Raw genomic sequence first — 17,559 nt, 5'->3', positions numbered from 1 at the left:
CGAAGGTGTGCCGAAATTGACACGAAGCCTTTCCGAAAAACTTACGAAGCCAATTTCCTGAGTAAGAACAACGCGTTGGAGATGAAACCGGTGGTCACCGCCATACGTTGCGGCAATGGCATGAAGGCAATCGCGCTGCCGTCTTCTTCTGCCAACGTCACGTACATCGCGCCACTGCGCTGGTCCACGCTGAAGCCGTTGATGGTGGTGAACTTGCTCACATCCAGACACTGCCCGTGCCCGCTGCGCAAGTCGCTGTCATGCGTGGCACAGCTGTCGTTGGAGGACAGGTAATGCAGTTGTCCGTGCGCTCCCGGTGCCCAACTGCGATAACGCCAGCGCGATGGCTGTCGGGGATCGATCGACTGCAGGGTCTGGGCTGCCAAGGTGGGCGCGATCTGCCATAAGCCGCCACCGGTCAGGCGCGTCAGCAGCACCTGCCCGGTGATGCGGTCCAGGCGCAGCTGCGAGACATCCTGCAGCGGTGCGATCGCACGCCACGGACTGCTGCGTCTGTCGTACAGGGTGGCGAAGGTGTGCCCGTCTTCTGCCGCAGCGAGCACCAGCAATTGATTGGGATCGGGAAGGTGGATTGCCTGCAACGGCCGCGGTTGCGGCACCGGCAGACGCACCACCTTGCCGCTGCTCGGGGTGACCTCGAACAACGCCGCATGCCCGTCCGCATCGCTACCGCTGACCAGCACGCGTTGCGAATCGGCCGACCAATCGGCGGCCTGGCGCGAATCCGGCCGCAGCCCTTCGATCAAACGCACCGAACCGGGCTTGCCGACATCGCCCCACCACAGCCCATACGCACCAGAACGATTGGAGGCGAAGATCAGCTGGCGCCCGTCCGGCGCGATCATCGGCTGGTCGTCGCGACCGCTGGAGGGGAACAGGCGGCGCCGGATGTAACCGCCATTCATCGGGTCGCGAATGACCTGGTAGACGCCGAACTGCGGTTTGCGTTGCACGAACACCAGATGGTTGTGTGCCACGTCCGGCGCCTGGGCATCGTCCACGCCCAGGTCGTGCAGGCTGCGGTCGCGCAGGTCGAGTCGATACAAGCGCGCCTCGCTGTCCACACGGCGCCCGAAAATCAATCCGCTCCCATCCGGCAACCAGCTCCAGCCGCGGATATCGGCGTTGTCGTGAGTGAGGCGCTCGGCGGTGCCGCCGGTTGCAGGGATGCGCCATAGATCGCCCAGTTGTGGATTACGCAGGAACACGATCCAGTGCCCGTCCGGCGAATAGCGCGGTGCGTAATCGAAATCCTGCGGCTGCGCGCTGTAGACCAGTGGCTGCCACTGCCCGGTTTCCAGATCCAGGCGGCGAATGCGCGGTGCGCCGTGCGCGCCGGTCATGCTGCCGAACAACAAGCCGCGGCCATCTGGCGACCAGCTGAAACTCAGCATGTCGGCACCATCGCAACGCACCACTTCACGTGCGTCAGCCGGGCCGTTTGCGGCGGCGATCATGATGCGACAGCTGCCATCCGGCGCCTGCCGTGAGAAGGCGATTTCGCGACCATCCGGCGACCAGGCCGGCAGTCGATCGGAGATGCCCGCCGCTGGCGTGTCCAGCACCCGCGGATAGGCGTTATTGGTGGTCTTGACCAGGATCGAGGTGCCGGCGCGGTCGCTCGTCAGCGAGGCGTATGCCACCATCGCCCCATCCGGCGACAAGCTTGGTGTGAGATCGAAACCGCCACCTGCGGTGATGATCTGGTACGGGCGCTTTGGGCTGCCCAGCACTGCAGACGCCGCCGTGGCAACCTCCACTGGCGCTCGCAGCCACAGCGTGTGCGCAACCAGTCCAAGCAGCACCAGCACGGCCACCGCGGCGATCACCAACGCTATCCGGCGGCGTTTGCGCGATGCATCTGGCGTTATGGCCGACGGTGCTGCGTAGCGCTCGCTGATAGCCTCAGGTTGCCGCGACGAGGCCATGTCATTGACCGCAGGGGACGCATCGACATCGGTCTGTAGACCGCTCGACGGCACTGCAGCAAGCGCGCTTGCAACCGCATGCCTTGAAACATCGGCCGGCGCTTCCCACGCCACCGGCGCCATCAGGCGATAGCCGGTCTTGGCGATGGTCTCGATATGCTCGGAGCGCTGCCCCCCGTGACTGGCGAGTGCCTTGCGCAATTGGGTGACTGCCTGGGTCACCACATCGTTGCTCGGCAAGGTGTTGGGCCAGACCTCGGCGAGCAACTGCTCGCGCGTCACCACCTGCCCTGGCTGCCGGGCCAGGGTCAGCAACACCGCCAAGGATTTCGGCGCCAGCCGTGGCGGCCTCTTCGCACCAGGAGCGTGCACTTCGCGCGAGGCGATATCGACCACGCACTGACCGACACGCAGCCGGCCCGATGACATTGCATTAGCGGGAGAAACACTCATCGGCAACAGAACGCATCGGCATGCAAGGACGACAAAGAACGCATCGCGCACATTGCGCGAAACGCCAAATTCAGCAAAGGACCACGACCAACTGTGTCATGCATCCAATTGGTGCAAATTTTACGCTATGCCTCGTTGCTTCCTACGACAGGTGGCGACGTCAGGCTCTCTCTCTCTCGCCGACGAATTCAAATAATTACGACGTTCCCCTTCGCGCCTCTGGCGCGATTTTTTTATCTGCGATTCAGGTAAATGCCCTGAAATGTTGATGCGCTGTAACCGTTTGCAGGCAGGGCGCGCCACGGCACTTGCGCACCGCGACGGGTTCTGTCTAATGCGAAGCTGAATTTTTCTTAAGCAGCCTTCAGATTACGCCGCCGAAACTCACTGCACAGAGGTGTCACAAAGCGCGATACACCTGCGCGCCCTGCGCGAGAAACTGCACCGACTTCTCTTCCATGCCAGCAGACAAGGCATGCGCTTCGCCCATGCCATGCTCGGCCGCGTAATCGCGCACGTCCTGGGTGATCTTCATCGAACAGAAGTGCGGGCCGCACATCGAACAGAAATGCGCCAGCTTGTGCGCATCCTTGGGCAAGGTCTCGTCGTGAAACTCCTTGGCCTTTTCGGGATCCAGGCCAAGATGGAACTGGTCGTCCCAACGGAATTCGAACCGCGCCTTGCTCAAGGCGTTGTCGCGCACCTGCGCACCGGGATGGCCCTTGGCCAGGTCGGCCGCATGCGCGGCGATCTTGTAGGCCATGATGCCGTCGCGCACGTCCTGGCGGTTGGGCAGGCCCAGATGCTCTTTGGGCGTGACATAGCAGAGCATCGCGGTGCCGAACCAGCCGATCATCGCCGCGCCGATCGCGCTGGTGATGTGGTCGTAGCCGGGCGCGATATCGGTGGTCAGCGGCCCCAGGGTGTAGAACGGCGCTTCGCCGCATTCGCGCAGCTGCTTGTCCATGTTCTCCTTGATCAGCTGCATCGGCACATGCCCAGGCCCTTCGATCATGGTCTGCACGTCGTGCTTCCACGCCAGTTTGGTCAGCTCGCCCAGCGTTTCCAGCTCGCCGAACTGCGCCGCATCGTTGGCATCGGCAATGCAGCCCGGGCGCAAGCCATCGCCCAGCGAAAACGCCACGTCGTAGGCCTTCATGATCTGGCAGATGTCTTCGAAGTGGGTGTAAAGAAAGTTTTCCTTGTGATGGGCCAGGCACCACTTGGCCAGGATCGACCCGCCGCGCGAGACGATACCGGTGACACGCTTGGCCGTCAGCGGCACGTAGCGCAACAGCACACCGGCGTGGATGGTGAAGTAATCCACGCCTTGTTCGGCCTGCTCGATCAAGGTGTCGCGAAAGATCTCCCAGGTGAGTTCTTCGGCGCGCCCGTCGACTTTTTCCAGCGCCTGATAGATCGGCACCGTGCCGATCGGCACCGGCGAGTTGCGGATGATCCACTCGCGCGTTTCATGGATGTGCTTGCCGGTGGACAGGTCCATCACCGTGTCGCCGCCCCAGCGGATCGACCACACCAGTTTCTCCACTTCTTCGGCAATACCCGAAGACACCGCGCTGTTGCCGATGTTGGCGTTGATCTTGGTCAGGAAATTGCGACCGATGATCATCGGCTCGCTTTCCGGGTGATTGATGTTGTTGGGCAGGATCGCGCGACCACGTGCGATTTCGTCGCGCACGAATTCCGGTGTGATGCGTTGCTGGATCGCCGCACCGAAGGCTTCGCCTGGATGCTGCTTGCGCAGGATCGCGTCGGTCACCGCTTCCAGCCGCTGGTTTTCTCGAATCGCCACGAACTCCATCTCCGGGGTGATGATGCCGCGCCGCGCATAATGCATCTGGGTGACGTTGGCGCCTTCGCGCGCCACCCGCGGCAAGTGCCGCGCAGGAAAGCGCACTGCATCCAGGCGCGCATCGTGCTCACGGCCGCGCCCGAAGCTGGAACTCAGGTCATCCAGCGCCACGGTATCGCCGCGTTCGGCGATCCAGCGCGCGCGTAGCGGCGCCAGACCGGCGGCAAGATCGATCGCGGCGTGCGGGTCGGTATACGGACCGGAGGTGTCGTAGACACTGAGCGGCACGTTGTCTTCGCCACCGAACAGCGTCGGTGTGCGGGTCAATGCGATCTCGCGCATCGGTACCTGCAGGTCGGCGCGCGAGCCCTGCACGAAGATCTTGCGGGACCCGGGAATCGGCTGGGTCACAGCCTCGGACAGCGACTGGGCTTGTTGCTGCAAAACGGTGGGCGCGGCATTCATGGCGTTCGTCCTGTGTGCTGGAAAACCAGCACCAACGGCGCTGGCTCTGCGAAGGATTCGCAGTGCGGACGAAGCGGCGGCGCTCAATGGCAGAGTGCCCGTGCAACGCACGGACCATCGCATCTAACGAAGCTTCCCTACGCCGGTATCAACCGGATCAGGTTCGAAGGGACTATCTCAACCGCAGCGCGCTGCGGTACCCCCACTTCGGCGGCGATTAAACCACATCGCACCCGCTCGCGGCATGTGTCCGCGCACGTCATCGCAGGTCAATGCGGCACACGCGCATCGATGCGCCGGCACTGCATGGCGCGTCCACGCATTGCGCGCGTTGCGCCGCAACAAGGCGCCGATTCGCGAAAAACCGTGGTGATACCCGCTCGTTAAATTCCCGCTAAGCCTTCGTGTCATGCAGATGAAATCGCATGACACGGCGGTGTCATTCAACGGGAATCGCCTCGCTCCTCCTCTACCGGGAACCGCCGTACACATGAATATGCCCATGCTCCACCCGACCCTGCGTCGGGGCTCGCTCGCGATCGCCATTGGCCTGTGCGTCACCAATAGTGCTGTGGCCCAGGAAGAGACCGATAAGAGTCCGACCAACCTGGACAAGATCGAAGTCACCGGCTCGCGCATCCGCTCGGTCGATGTGGAAAATTCGCAACCGGTGCTGGTGCTCACGCGCCAGGACATCGAAAAGCAGGGCCTGACCTCGGTGGCCGACGTGCTCAAGCGCATCCCCTCCAACGGCGCGACGATGAACTCCACCGTCAATAACGGCGGCGATGGCTCGGCCACGGTGAGCCTGCGCAATCTCGGCGCATCGCGCACCTTGGTGCTGGTCAACGGGCGGCGCTGGGTGTCGGGACTGTCCGGCTCGGTGGATCTCAACACCATTCCCTCGGCAATCGTCGAACGCGTGGAGGTGCTCAAGGACGGTGCCTCGTCGATCTATGGCTCCGATGCGATCGCCGGCGTGGTCAACATCATCACGCGCAGCGATTTCGATGGTGCCGAAGTCAACGCCTATGTCGGCCAGTATGGTCAGGGCGACGGGCAGCGCACCTCGTTCGATGCCACTGTGGGCGCCACCAGCGAGCGCGGCAATCTGGTGATCGGTTTATCCAGCGTCACCGAAGATGCGGTGATGGCAGGCGACCGCGAGATCTCGGCCGAGCCGGTGTACGGCGCCGGTTCGTCGGCCTACAGCACCTACTCGGCCAGCGGCCGTCTACGTGCAGATGGCAACAGCGGTGCGTGGACGGTGCTGCCCGGCAGCGCAACCGCCAGCGGCGACAGCAACTACCCACGCTACGGACTGGATCAATACACCGCCTTCAACACCTCCGAGTACGGCTACAACTACGCCAAGGACAATTATCTGGTCACGCCGCAGAAGCGCGATGCGCTCTATGTGCAAGGCAACTACGCACTCACCGACAACGTGCGTTTCAAGTTCGACGGGCTCTACAACCGCCGCCAATCCTCGCAACAGTTGGCCGGCTTTCCGCTGGCCTCGGTCAACACCGGCATCCTGATGAGCGGCGACAGTTACTACAACCCGTACAATAGCGCCTATGGCGGCGATGGCCGCGATGTGGGTTGGTCGCACCGGTTGACCGAGTTCGCGCGCACCTACCAGCAGGACGCCAAGACCTCGCACGTCTATACCGGGCTGGAAGGCGACTTCCAATTCGCGGACAGGCAGTTCAGTTGGGACGTCGGCTTTGCGCACAACCAGACCGACCAGACCGAAACGCAATACGGCGATGTCAATCTGCTCAACCTCGGCAATGCACTCGGTGCATCCGGCATCGTCAACGGCACCTTGTCGTGCCTGGACAGTGGCGGCGCGGTGATCACCGGCTGCGTGCCGTTCAATCCCTTGTCGCCGGCCGGTGGCGTGACCCAGGAAATGCTGGACTACATCCTGTTCACCGCGCACAACACCTATCAGTACAAGAACAGCAGCGTGATCGCCAACATCACCGGCGACTTGTTCGAACTTCCCGCCGGTTGGATGCGCTTTGCGGCCGGCGTCGAACACCGCGAAGAGAGCGGCTTCTCCTCGCCCGATGCGTTGATCTCAGCCGGCTATACCTCGGGCAACTCGTTCACCCCGACTTCCGGCGCATACACGCTCAACGACTACTACACCGAAGTGGCGATTCCGCTATTGAAAGATATGGCCGGTGCGCAATTGCTGGAGTTGAGCGCAGCGGTGCGTTACTCCGACTACAACACCTTCGGCAGCACCACCAACAGCAAATTTGGTTTCAAGTGGAAACCTGTCGCCGACCTGTTGATTCGCGGCAACTACGCCACCGGCTTCCGTGCACCATCGATCGAAAATCTGTATCTGGGCGCGTCGGACAGCTTCGATACGTATTCGGATCCCTGCTCGACCAACAGCACGTCCTATACCAGCGCGATTGCCGCGGCATGTGCAAGCAGTGGCGTACCAGCGAACTACGTCGCCGAATACAACAGCGCCAACGGCAACTCCGGCCAGACCATCTATCCGTTCACCTACACCAGCAACGCCAACCTGCAGCCGGAAAAATCCAAGAACACCACACTCGGTTTCGTCTACAGCCCCGCCGCGGTACAAGGCCTGGATCTGTCACTGGACTGGTGGAAGATCAAGATCGCCGATGCCATCACCGAATTCAGCGCCAACCAGATCCTGTCGCAGTGCTATGAGTTCAATGTATCTGCGTTCTGCGATCTGGTCACACGCGATGCCACCGGCGCCATCACCGGCCTGGTGATCCAGCCGGTGAACGTTGGCGAGCAGCGCATGCAAGGCTACGACTTCACCGTGCGCTACAAGTTGCCGGAAACGGCGATCGGCCAGTTCATGCTCACGCTGGATTCGACCTACGTGGCCGTCAACGAGCAGAAGCAGGACGACACCTCGGCGTGGGAAAGCTACAACGGCATCTACCACACCGACAACCCGAACTGGCGCACGCGCGGCACGCTCACCCTGGACTGGAGCTACGGCAATCTGGCTGCCAACTGGGCCGTGCGTTACTACTCCGGCATGAGGGACGACGACTCGGAGCTGGATGACAACGGCAACTATCGCCACGTCGCGGCGACTGCCTTCAACGACATGCAGGTGTCTTATCAATTGCCGTGGAATGCCACCGTGCGTGTGGGCCTGAATAACGTCTTCGACCGCGACCCGCCGGTAGCGCTCAGCGCCTCTGCCAACTCGTTCGATTCGGCCTATGCCATTCCGGGGCGCTACAGCTACCTGCAGTACACCCAGCGCTTCTGATTCGCGGCCTTTGACTGGCTGATCCACTGTCTGGACATGTGTGTCGTCACAACGGCCGCCTTCGGGCGTCGTTGTGTTTATGCCAGCGCTGACACGTAGCGGGTCGCTTGGCACGCAGCACGGCGATGGCGGCATGCGAGGACATTTCCACGGCACATCGCACCGCTAGCCTGCAGTCACTAAAACAAGAAACCTGCTCTCTCTCTCTCCCCTGCCGCCGATCTTCGGCGGCTTTTTTTCGTCTCCCACTTGTCACCGCCAGTGCCGTTTCGTTATCGTTCAGTGAAATAAAACGGACGACGCAAATGCAACGGATGCAATGGTGTGCCTGGGCAGCGGCGATGCTGCTGGGAGTGCTGGGAGTGCTGGGCGGTGGCGCACTGGCTGCGTCCCCGCCGCCAGTGGAAGCTTTCGTCGAGTCGGGCCCGATCTCCTCGCCCTCCATGTCGCCCGATGGCAAGCATCTGGCGGTCAGTGCGGATCTAGGGGACGGCAATTACGCGTTGGTGGTTTACCGCATCGCCGACATGCAATCCACCACGATGCTGCGCCTGCCACGCTACGAACTGCCGGTGCGCATCGCCTGGGTCAGTGAGCGTCGTCTGGTGATCGGCAAGGGGCGCAAACTCGGCTCGCTGGAAGAGCCCATGCCGATGGGCGAGATCATCGCCACCGACCTGGACGGCAGCAATCAGCGCTATGTCTACGGCTATCTGCAGAGCACCCGCAACGCGGGGCTGGAGCGCGGGTTCGGCTACATCGAGGGCCTGCCCAGTCGTCGCAACGGCCATTTCTACATGCGGCGTCTGTCGCTGGATTCGCGCCACTCGATGCTCTACGACGTCGACGCTACCACGACCACGCATCGCTTGATGGCCGACATCGACGTGCCCGATTTGAGGTTTGTCCTCGACCACGATGGCGTGCCGCAGTACGCATATGGCACCGACGACAACGACAACTCGCTGTTGTTCCGGCGTGCGGGCAATGGCTGGTCGCCGATGCCCCAGGTGCAGGCGAGCTGGCGCCCGATCGCCTTTGCGCGACAGCCGGGGCGCGTCTATGGCTGGTACAACGAGGCTGGTGGCCCTACGGCTCTGGTCGCCAGCGACCCCGATGGCCAGCAACGCAGCGTGCTCGCCTCGGACCCGTTCTACGACGTGGACGACCTGCAATGGGGCTCGGCGCCGCAAACGCCGTTTGCCGCACGGCTGGGACCGGGGCGTCCAACGCTGCGGTATGTCGAGCAGGACGCTGCCGAAGCACAGCTGCACCGTAGCCTGAGCCAGACCTTGTCCGGTCAGTACGTGGATTTCATCAACTTCACCGAGGACGGCAATGGCCTGTTGCTCAAGGCCTACAGCGATCGCGATGCAGGAGCGTGGTACGTGTTCGACCGGCCGAGCAACACGCTCAAACTCGTCATCAGGGCACGCAACGCATTGCAGCCGGCGCAGATGAGCGAGCGTCGCATGGTGACGTTTCAGGCCAGCGACGGCCTGACCCTGGACGGCGTACTCACCGTGCCCGGCGCTGCCGCCAAGGGTGTGCCATTGCCGATGATCCTGCTGCCGCACGGCGGCCCGCATGCCGAGGGAGATGGCTGGGCCTTCGATACCGACGCCCAGTTCCTGGCCAGCCGCGGATATCTGGTGCTGCAGGTCAATTACCGCGGCGGCCTTGGCCGCGGCAATCGGTTCGAGCGTGCTGGTTATCGCCAGTGGGGCGAACGTATCCAGGACGACCTGATCGACGGCGTGCGCTGGGCGGTTGCCCAGGGGCTCGCCGATCAGTCGCGCATCTGCAGCTATGGCGCCAGCTTCGGTGCGTATGCGGCAATGATGGTGCAGGTCAAGGCACCGGCGTTGTTCCGCTGCGCTGTCGGTGTTGCCGGCATCTACGATCTGCAGATGATGTACAGCAAGGGCGACATCAATCGCAGCGACTACGGCATGCATTATCTGGAACGCGCCATCGGCCGCGACGTTTCCGAGCTGGCCGCGCACTCGCCGGTGATGCTGGCCGATCGCATCAAGGTGCCGGTGCTGCTGGTGCACGGCGAAGAAGACGAGCGCGCACCATTCGCCCAGGCCAAGAGCTTGCGCGCGGCGCTGACCCGCAGCGGCAACGCTCCGCAATGGATGGCTGTTCCCAAGGAAGGACACGGTTTCTACAAAGACGCCAACCAGGTGACGTTCTATCGCACTCTCGAACGCTTTCTCGGCGAGCAATTGGGTGACGCGGCAGCGGCTTCCGCTGTTTCGGCCGCGCCCCAGTAGCGAGGCGAGCTATTCCAGCGTGTAGCCCACCCGCAGACCGCCCCAGTGCTTGCGGCCGACGAAGATCGGTGCCGACAGGTCGAACATGATCTGGCCGGTGTCGCGGCGATACACCTGCAGGCGATATGGGTCGGTGTGCGCGCCGACGCTGCGGCCGACGCGGTCGGTGAATTTGCGTTTGGTGCGGTTGCCGACCAGATCGCACTTGGGATCGCCGGTCAGCGGCTGGGTGAAGCGCAGATTGTGCGTGGGCACGTAACCGTCGGGATTGGCGCAGATGGCGAACACGATCCACGGATGCGCATCCAGCAGCGGCTCCTGCAAGGCCGGCAATACCTCGTCGCACAGCGCGTCGAAATCGGTACTGAACTTGGGCGGCTCCACGCCGGCAATCGGGGTGTAGGTGCGTGCGAATAGCGACGCTTCATCGATCTGGCCGCGTGCGATGGCCTGCGCCAATGCGGTACCGATGCGGCCAGCCGTTGCCACGGCGAGTTCCTTGACGCGGGCGTGCCTGGGCACCTTCAGCGGGTCGGCCGGCAAGCGGAACAGGCCCACGCAATCGCGCAGGGTTTCGGTACCGCGCTCCAACGCTTCGCTGCGTTCGGCCACATGTGCGGCGTGCTGCAAGTTGCTGCGACCCAACGCGACAACGCCATCCACGGCGCTTTCGATCCCGCGAATCTCGCTGTCCTGCGCCTGGATGCGCCCGGCCACCGTGGTCATCGCGCTGCTGGCCTGGCCGAGCACGCGGGTGATGCCATCGAGCACCGCTTCGGTGCCGCGTGCGGAGGCGGCACCCTCGCCCACTGCGGCGCTGGTTTCGGCCAGGATCGCGCGCACATCGCGCGCTGCAGCGGCGGCGCGTTCGGCCAGGCGGCGGATCTCGGTGGCGACCACCGCAAACCCGCGTCCGGCATCGCCGGCATGCGCCGCTTCGATGCTGGCGTTGATCGACAGGATATTGGTCTGGAATGCCACCGAGTCGATGACTTCGATGACCTCGCCGGCACGCGCGGCGCGGCGCTCCACTTCGTGCATGGCCTGGCCCAGCGCATGTGCGGCGGCCACGCCCTGACGTGCGCTTTCGTCGGCGCTGGCGGCCAGCGCGATGACCTGTGCCAGATCGGCGTTGACGTCCTGCAGGCTAGCCGACAGCCGTTCCACTGCGGTGCGGGCGCCGTCCAATGCTTCGGTCTGTGCCTGCGACTGGCGCACCATCTCGTCGTTCTCGGCCACCAGCGGCGGCACTTCGGCAGCGATCTGCACCGACAACGCCACTGCCTGACGGATCGCCTCGGCCAGATTGCCGAAGCCCGCCTGCAGCCGGCGACCCATGTCGGTCTCTGCCAAACCGGGCGGCAACAACAGTTCCAGCTCGCAGCCAGCCAGCGCCTGTGCGGTGCGCTCCAGCACGGTGCGGTCTTCGTGTTCGGCCTGCAGGCGTGCCACCAACGGCTGCAGCAGTGGCGAGATCGGCACCGGCCGGCTGTCTTCGGCCAGGCGGGTGGCTTCGCGCAGCAAGATCGCGGTTTCCACATGCGGCAGCGACAGCATCCAGCCGCCATGCTCGCGGTCGCGCACATAGCGCACGCGCCGGGCCGGATCGTCCCCTGGGGCGGCCCACACACCCTCTTCGCCGACCAGATCGGCTGCACTCAAGCCCCACAATACCGACGCCGGCACGCCTTGCAGCTCGCTGGCGGTCTTGCCCAGGACGTCCAGGCCGGCGCGGTTGCAGGCCACCACGCACGCCTCGGCCGATAGCCGCAGCAAGGCGACCGGCGCATCGGGGAGCAGCGCCGCGCGGGTTTGCGACGGCAGGTCAGGCGGTTGCATCGAGCTCATGGGAATTCCTAATCCATCACGATCATTAGCGGCCCGCTGCGGCTGGAGTTGAGCGGCGCGGCGCACCAGCAAGCGCTTGCTCAGTAACCGGCAGCCTGCCCGTCCTTGCGGCTTTCCGAGGCGCCGTAATACACCCCGTTGGCCGGGTCGCGCGCAATCGCCTGATAGCCGCCGTACGGCCCGTCGGCAAAGATCACCCGGGGCCTTTGCGCATCAACCCGCGAATGGTGTCGTAGGAGAAGCCGGTTTCCAGATTGACCTCGCCGCCGTCGCTCATCGCGGTGGCCTGGCCGGTCGGCTCGGTGGAACCTTCATGCTGGATGCGCGGCGCATCGCCGGCTTCCTGCAGATTCATATGGAAGTCCACCAGGTTCATCACGATCTGCACGTGCCCCTGCGGCTGCATCGCCCCGCCCATCACGCCGAAGCTCAGCCATGGCTTGCCGTCCTTGGTGACGAAGGCGGGGATGATGGTCTGGAAAGGGCGCTTGCCCGGCGCGTAGCCGTTCGGGTGGTCCTTCTTCAGCACGAACATCTCGCCGCGGTCCTGCAGGATGAAGCCCAGCCCAGGCGGGGCCATGCCGCTGCCCATGCCGCGGTAGTTGGACTGGATCAGCGACACCATCATGCCGTCGGCATCGGCCACGGTCATGTAGATGGTGTCGCCCTCTTCCAGTTGTTTAGGCGTGCCCGGCTGCACTTCCTTAAGCGCCTTGTCCATGGAAATCAGCGCGCGGCGCTGGGCGGCGTAGTCCTTGGAGACCAGCCTGGCCAGCGGCGCCGGCTGGAACGCCGGGTCGGCATAGAAACGCGCGCGATCAGCGAACGCCAGCTTCTTGGCCTCGGTGAACAGGTGCACATGCTCGGCCGAACCGAAGGGAATCTTGGAAAAATCGTAGCCTTCCAGGATGTTGAGCATCTGCAACGCGGCGATGCCCTGGCTGTTGGGCGGCAACTCCCACACATCGTAGCCGCGATAGTTGGTGGACACCGGCTCCACCCACTCGCCGGTGTGGCTGGCCAGATCCTCGTAACTCAGATAGCCGCCATTGGCCTTGAAATAGGCGCCGATGGTGCGCGCGATGTCGCCCTTGTAGAACGCATCGCGGCCGCCGTCGGCGATCTGCTGCAGCGTGTTCGCGAGGTTCGGGTTCTTCCACAGCTCGCCCTTGCGCGGGGCGTGGCCGTCGATGGTGAACTGCTCCTTGAAGCCGGGGTATTGCGACAGCCGCGGCACCGAGCGGTCCCAGTAATAGGCGATGGTCTCGGCCACCGGATGGCCCTCGCGGGCATAGCGGATCGCCGGGGCCAGGTTCTGCGCCATCGGCTTGCGCCCAAAGCGCTCGTGCAGCGCGAACCAGCCATCCACCGCGCCCGGCACCGAGACCGGCAACGGGCCGGTCGGCGGGATGTCCTTCAGCCCGCGACGCTGCAACTCGGCCAGGGTCAGCGATTTGGGCGAGCGGCCCGAGCCGTTGTAGCCATACAGCTTGCTGGTCTTGGGGTCCCAGACGATGGCGAACAGATCCCCGCCCACCCCGTTGCCGGTCGGCTCCATCAGGCCCAGCGCGGCGTTGGCGGCAATCGCCGCATCCACCGCCGAGCCGCCGTTCTTCATCACATCCAGCGCGATCTGGGTAGCCAGCGGTTGCGAGGTGGCCGCCATCGCATGCGGGGCGATGACTTCCGAACGGGTCGCAAACGGCTGCCCGGTGATGCGGTCCGCGGCGATGAGAGGCGGCGCGAGCAGCACCAGAGCAGACACCAATAGAACAGGTACGCGACGCATGACAGGCGGCCTCCATGACACGGCAGAATGAGTCGCCAACCATACCAGCGGCGCATGCCGCCTCGTCGATCACCATCGCGCGGCAGCGCGAATGCCGCGCATTTAGTGACCCGCATCGATCCTCACTGCCCTGCATCGATCAGGTTTCAGCGGTAACCATGCTGCTGCCATGGGGTTTCCCACGGCAACTTGCACATGGACGCGGCCGTTTCACGCGCAAGGGTTGACACCCCACCGGTGGCGATGGTTATCTCAGTCCATGCCGCACCGCCACACCACCTCGAACGCCCCAGTGTCCGCGCCCTCCGGCGCGTTGGCAGCGTCGCTTCTCGTGCTCGTACTTATTACCTCGCCAACCGCTGCGGGACGAGACTTCGTGTAGGCAACAGACACACAAGGCTTCGATCAGACCCCGCACCGGCAACGGCGCGGGGTTTCGCGTTTCAGGGACCACCAAAAGTTTCGAATGACATGAACGACATCACTGACATCGCCGCCATCTGCACCACCCGCGCCGGCAATTGCGCCGGTGCATGTGCCTGCATGGCCAGTGCCATCGTCCATCCCCGCTTTGTTCGGCCGGCCAGTGTCTCCACTGCCGGCTGATTCTTTTTTCACTGCCAACCCCGCAAGGACTTAACTCCATGAGCAACGACATCCAACCGAAAATCGCGATCATCGGCTACGGCAGCCAGGGCCGCGCGCATGCGCTGAACCTGCGCGATTCCGGCTTCGACGTCACTGTCGGCCTGCGTGCCGGTGGCCCGACCGAATCTAAGGCCCAGGCCGACGGCTTCACCGTCGTGGCGCCGGCCGAGGCGGTGAAAAGCGCCGATCTGGTTGCGATCCTGACCCCGGACATGGTGCAGAAGAAGCTCTACGAAGAGGTCATCGCACCGAACATGAAGCAAGGCGCCTGCCTGCTGTTCGCGCATGGACTGAACGTGCATTTCGACATGATCAAGCCGCGCGCCGATCTGGACGTGGTGCTGGTCGCGCCCAAGGGCCCCGGCGCGCTGGTGCGTCGCGAATATGAAATCGGCCGCGGCGTGCCGTGCATCTATGCGGTGTATCAGGACACCAGCGGCAAGGCCGAGCAGTTCGCGTTGACCTATGCCGGCGGCCTGGGCGGCGCGCGCGCCAACATCATCAAAACCACCTTCAAGGAAGAGACCGAGACCGATCTGTTCGGCGAGCAGGCAGTGCTGTGCGGCGGCGCCTCGTCGCTGGTGCAGGCCGGTTTCGAAGTGTTGGTGGAAGCCGGCTACCAGCCGGAGATCGCGTACTACGAAGTGCTGCACGAACTGAAGTTGATCGTGGACCTGTTTTACGAAGGCGGCATCACCCGCATGCTGGAATTCGTGTCCGAAACCGCGCAATACGGCGACTATGTCAGCGGCCCGCGCGTGATCGACGCCAGCACCAAGGCGCGCATGAAGGACGTGCTGACCGATATCCAGAACGGCACCTTCACCAAGAACTGGGTGGCCGAATACGAAGCCGGCCTGCCGAACTACACCAAATTCAAGCAGGCCGATCTGGAGCATCCGATCGAGGAAGTGGGCAAGAAGCTGCGCGCCAAGATGGTGTGGCTCAACGGCGAACAGCAAGCCGCTGCCGCACCTGCGAATCAACAAGCGGCGTAATGCCGCCGCACCCCCACCGCTAACACCGAAGGTCCGCAACGCATGAACACCTCCGCACACAGCACGCCCCGCAATGGCGCGCGCTGGCTGACGCAGGCCCTGGAAGCCGAGGGCGTGGAAACGCTGTTCGGTTATCCGGGCGGCACCATCATGCCGTTCTACGACGCCCTGGTGGATTCCAGGCTCAAGCACATCCTGGTCCGTCACGAACAGGGCGCCGCCCTGGCCGCCAACGGGTACGCCCGTGCCAGCGGCCGGGTCGGCGTGTGCGTGGCCACCTCCGGCCCGGGCGCCTCCAATCTGGTCACCGGCATCGCCGATGCGATGCTCGATTCGGTGCCGATGGTGTGCCTGACCGGCCAGGTCGCCACGCCCCTGCTGGGCACCGATGCATTCCAGGAACTGGACGTGTTCGGCATGACCATGCCGATCGTCAAGCACAGCTTTCTGGTACGGCGGGTGGAGGAACTTCCGCAGATCGTGCGCGAAGCGTTTCGCATCGCGCGCGAGGGACGCCCCGGGCCGGTCCTGATCGACCTGCCCAAGGACGTGCAGATTGCCGATGCGTCGCATCTGCCTGATCACGTGCCGGCAGCGGTGTTGCCGCCGCCGGCACCGGCGGATGCGAAATTGGCCGAAGCGCTGGCGGCCATCGCCAGCGCCGAACGCCCGGTGGTGTACGGCGGTGGCGGGATTGCATTGGCAGGCGCGGTGGACGCGTTCCGGCGGTTTGTCGAAGCCACCGGCATCCCGACCGCACTGACCTTGCGCGGTCTGGGCGCGTTGCCGCATGCGCATCCGGATTATCTGGGCATGCTGGGCATGCACGGCACCCGTGCGGCCAATATGGCGATCCAGGAATGCGATCTGTTGGTTGTCGTTGGCGCACGTTTCGACGACCGCGCCACCGGCAAATTGAGCGAGTTCGCTCCGTTTGCGCGCGTCATCCATCTGGATGCCGACGCCTATGAAATTTCCAAGCTGCGCACTGCCGACATCGCAGTGCCCGGCGATGTGGCACTGAGTCTGAAAGCCTTGAGTGCGGCACGCGGCAACTGCCAGGCCTGGCGCACCCGCTGCTTTGCCAACCGCGAAAAATTCGGTGCGCGCTACGACGCGCCCGGCACCGACATCTACGCACCGGCGTTGCTGAAGCGTCTGAGCGAAGTGGCCCCGGCCGACACCATCATCGCCTGCGATGTGGGCCAGCATCAGATGTGGGTGGCCCAGCATTGCCGCTTCAACGACCCGCGCAATCACCTCACCAGCGGCGCGCTCGGCACCATGGGCTTCGGCCTGCCGGCGGCGATGGGCGCGCAGTTCGCCTGCCCGGACCGCACCGTGGTGCTGGTTTCCGGCGACGGCAGTTTCATGATGAACGTGCAGGAGCTGGTGACGATCGCGCGCTGCAAGCTGCCGGTGAAGATCGTGCTGCTGGACAACAGCTCGCTGGGCATGGTGCGGCAGTGGCAGGAGTTGTTCTTTGCCGAGCGCTACAGCGAAATCGACCTGTCCGACAACCCGGATTTTGCGGCGTTGGCGCAGGTGTTCGGCATCCCGGCCAAGCGCATCATCGCGCGCGGCGATGTGGATGGCGCACTGGCCGAGCTGCTGGCGCAGCCCGGCCCCGGCCTGTTGCATGTGAGCATCGACGCGCGTGCCAATGTGTGGCCGCTGGTGCCGCCCAACAATGCCAACAGCACCATGCTGGACAGCAATCCCGCACATGCGGTCAAGGAGACGCCACATGCGTTACCGGCTTGATCTGGTGCTGAAGCCGGCCGAAGGCGCGCTGGTGCGCGTGCTCGGCATGACCGAGCGACGCGGCTTCCGCCCGTACGCCATCCAGGGCGCCGCCGCGCCCGACGATGCCGGCCGCTGGCATCTGCAGTTGGACGTGGACAGCACGCGCCCACCGGAAACGCTGCGCCTGCAGTTGGAAAAGGTGTACGACTGCGAGTCGGTGGTGATCACCGCGCTGGAATCGGTCGAGGCTGCGGCATGACCATGCAGACCTCGAGCACGCAG

8 protein-coding genes, 1 pseudogene and 1 riboswitch are annotated in these 17,559 nt (G+C 64.1%); of the genes and pseudogenes, 5 read left to right on the top strand and 4 right to left on the bottom strand.

Going from position 1 to position 17,559, the window contains the following annotated elements; all coding sequences use genetic code 11:
- Positions 1 to 41: 41 nt before the first annotated feature.
- A complete protein-coding gene (locus FFY45_RS01705) occupies positions 42 to 2,378 on the bottom strand; it encodes a winged helix-turn-helix transcriptional regulator (RefSeq protein WP_176339120.1) in 2,337 nt (778 codons plus the stop codon).
- Positions 2,379 to 2,802: 424 nt separating this feature from the next.
- Entirely contained in the window at positions 2,803 to 4,680 is a 1,878-nt protein-coding gene (gene thiC / locus FFY45_RS01700) for a phosphomethylpyrimidine synthase ThiC (protein WP_176339118.1), read from the bottom strand.
- Between the two features lie 116 nt (positions 4,681 to 4,796).
- Positions 4,797 to 4,894, bottom strand: a riboswitch (TPP riboswitch).
- A 303-nt stretch (positions 4,895 to 5,197) separates the two neighbouring features.
- Here thiC and FFY45_RS01695 point away from each other — a divergent pair.
- On the top strand, positions 5,198 to 7,969 hold the full coding sequence (locus FFY45_RS01695) for a TonB-dependent receptor (protein WP_176339300.1): 2,772 nt from the start codon (positions 5,198 to 5,200) through the stop codon (positions 7,967 to 7,969).
- 305 nt (positions 7,970 to 8,274) lie between these two features.
- Positions 8,275 to 10,248 (top strand): S9 family peptidase, encoded by a 1,974-nt coding sequence (locus tag FFY45_RS01690; RefSeq protein WP_176339116.1) that lies wholly within the window; start codon positions 8,275 to 8,277, stop codon positions 10,246 to 10,248.
- 9 nt (positions 10,249 to 10,257) lie between these two features.
- Here FFY45_RS01690 and FFY45_RS01685 read toward each other — a convergent pair whose 3' ends face one another.
- Both FFY45_RS01685 and ggt read right to left on the bottom strand, forming a co-directional pair.
- Positions 10,258 to 12,096, bottom strand: coding sequence for a methyl-accepting chemotaxis protein (locus FFY45_RS01685; RefSeq protein WP_176339115.1), 1,839 nt, complete (start codon positions 12,094 to 12,096; stop codon positions 10,258 to 10,260).
- An 80-nt stretch (positions 12,097 to 12,176) separates the two neighbouring features.
- A pseudogene (ggt, locus tag FFY45_RS01680) lies at positions 12,177 to 13,885 on the bottom strand (gamma-glutamyltransferase).
- A gap of 644 nt (positions 13,886 to 14,529) precedes the next feature.
- On the opposite strand from ggt, the gene ilvC reads away from it, so the two are divergent.
- The 3 genes from ilvC to FFY45_RS01665 are packed head-to-tail and all read left to right on the top strand — an operon-like array spanning position 14,530 to position 17,536.
- Positions 14,530 to 15,531, top strand: coding sequence for a ketol-acid reductoisomerase (ilvC, locus tag FFY45_RS01675; RefSeq protein WP_115040918.1), 1,002 nt, complete (start codon positions 14,530 to 14,532; stop codon positions 15,529 to 15,531).
- Between the two features lie 42 nt (positions 15,532 to 15,573).
- A complete protein-coding gene (ilvG, locus tag FFY45_RS01670) occupies positions 15,574 to 17,295 on the top strand; it encodes an acetolactate synthase 2 catalytic subunit (RefSeq protein ID WP_168958270.1) in 1,722 nt (573 codons plus the stop codon).
- Positions 17,279 to 17,536: an ACT domain-containing protein gene (locus tag FFY45_RS01665; protein WP_115040919.1), complete on the top strand. Its 258-nt coding sequence runs from the start codon at positions 17,279 to 17,281 to the stop codon at positions 17,534 to 17,536. Before ilvG ends, FFY45_RS01665 begins: the two co-directional genes overlap by 17 nt.
- Positions 17,537 to 17,559: the final 23 nt, after the last annotated feature.

Source organism: Xanthomonas hortorum (assembly GCF_011305375.1).
GTDB lineage: Bacteria > Pseudomonadota > Gammaproteobacteria > Xanthomonadales > Xanthomonadaceae > Xanthomonas > Xanthomonas hortorum_E.
This window is presented reverse-complemented; position numbering and strand designations above follow the sequence as displayed.

Excerpts from the sequence above, each read along its gene's own strand:
- FFY45_RS01705 (WP_176339120.1), bottom strand. The coding sequence starts at position 2,378 with ATGTCATCGGGCCGGCTGCGTGTCGGTCAGTGCGTGGTCGATATCGCC.
- thiC (WP_176339118.1), bottom strand. The coding sequence starts at position 4,680 with ATGAATGCCGCGCCCACCGTTTTGCAGCAACAAGCCCAGTCGCTGTCC.
- FFY45_RS01690 (WP_176339116.1), top strand. The coding sequence starts at position 8,275 with ATGCAACGGATGCAATGGTGTGCCTGGGCAGCGGCGATGCTGCTGGGA.
- FFY45_RS01685 (WP_176339115.1), bottom strand. The coding sequence starts at position 12,096 with ATGAGCTCGATGCAACCGCCTGACCTGCCGTCGCAAACCCGCGCGGCG.
- ilvC (WP_115040918.1), top strand. The coding sequence starts at position 14,530 with ATGAGCAACGACATCCAACCGAAAATCGCGATCATCGGCTACGGCAGC.
- ilvG (WP_168958270.1), top strand. The coding sequence starts at position 15,574 with ATGAACACCTCCGCACACAGCACGCCCCGCAATGGCGCGCGCTGGCTG.
- FFY45_RS01665 (WP_115040919.1), top strand. The coding sequence starts at position 17,279 with ATGCGTTACCGGCTTGATCTGGTGCTGAAGCCGGCCGAAGGCGCGCTG.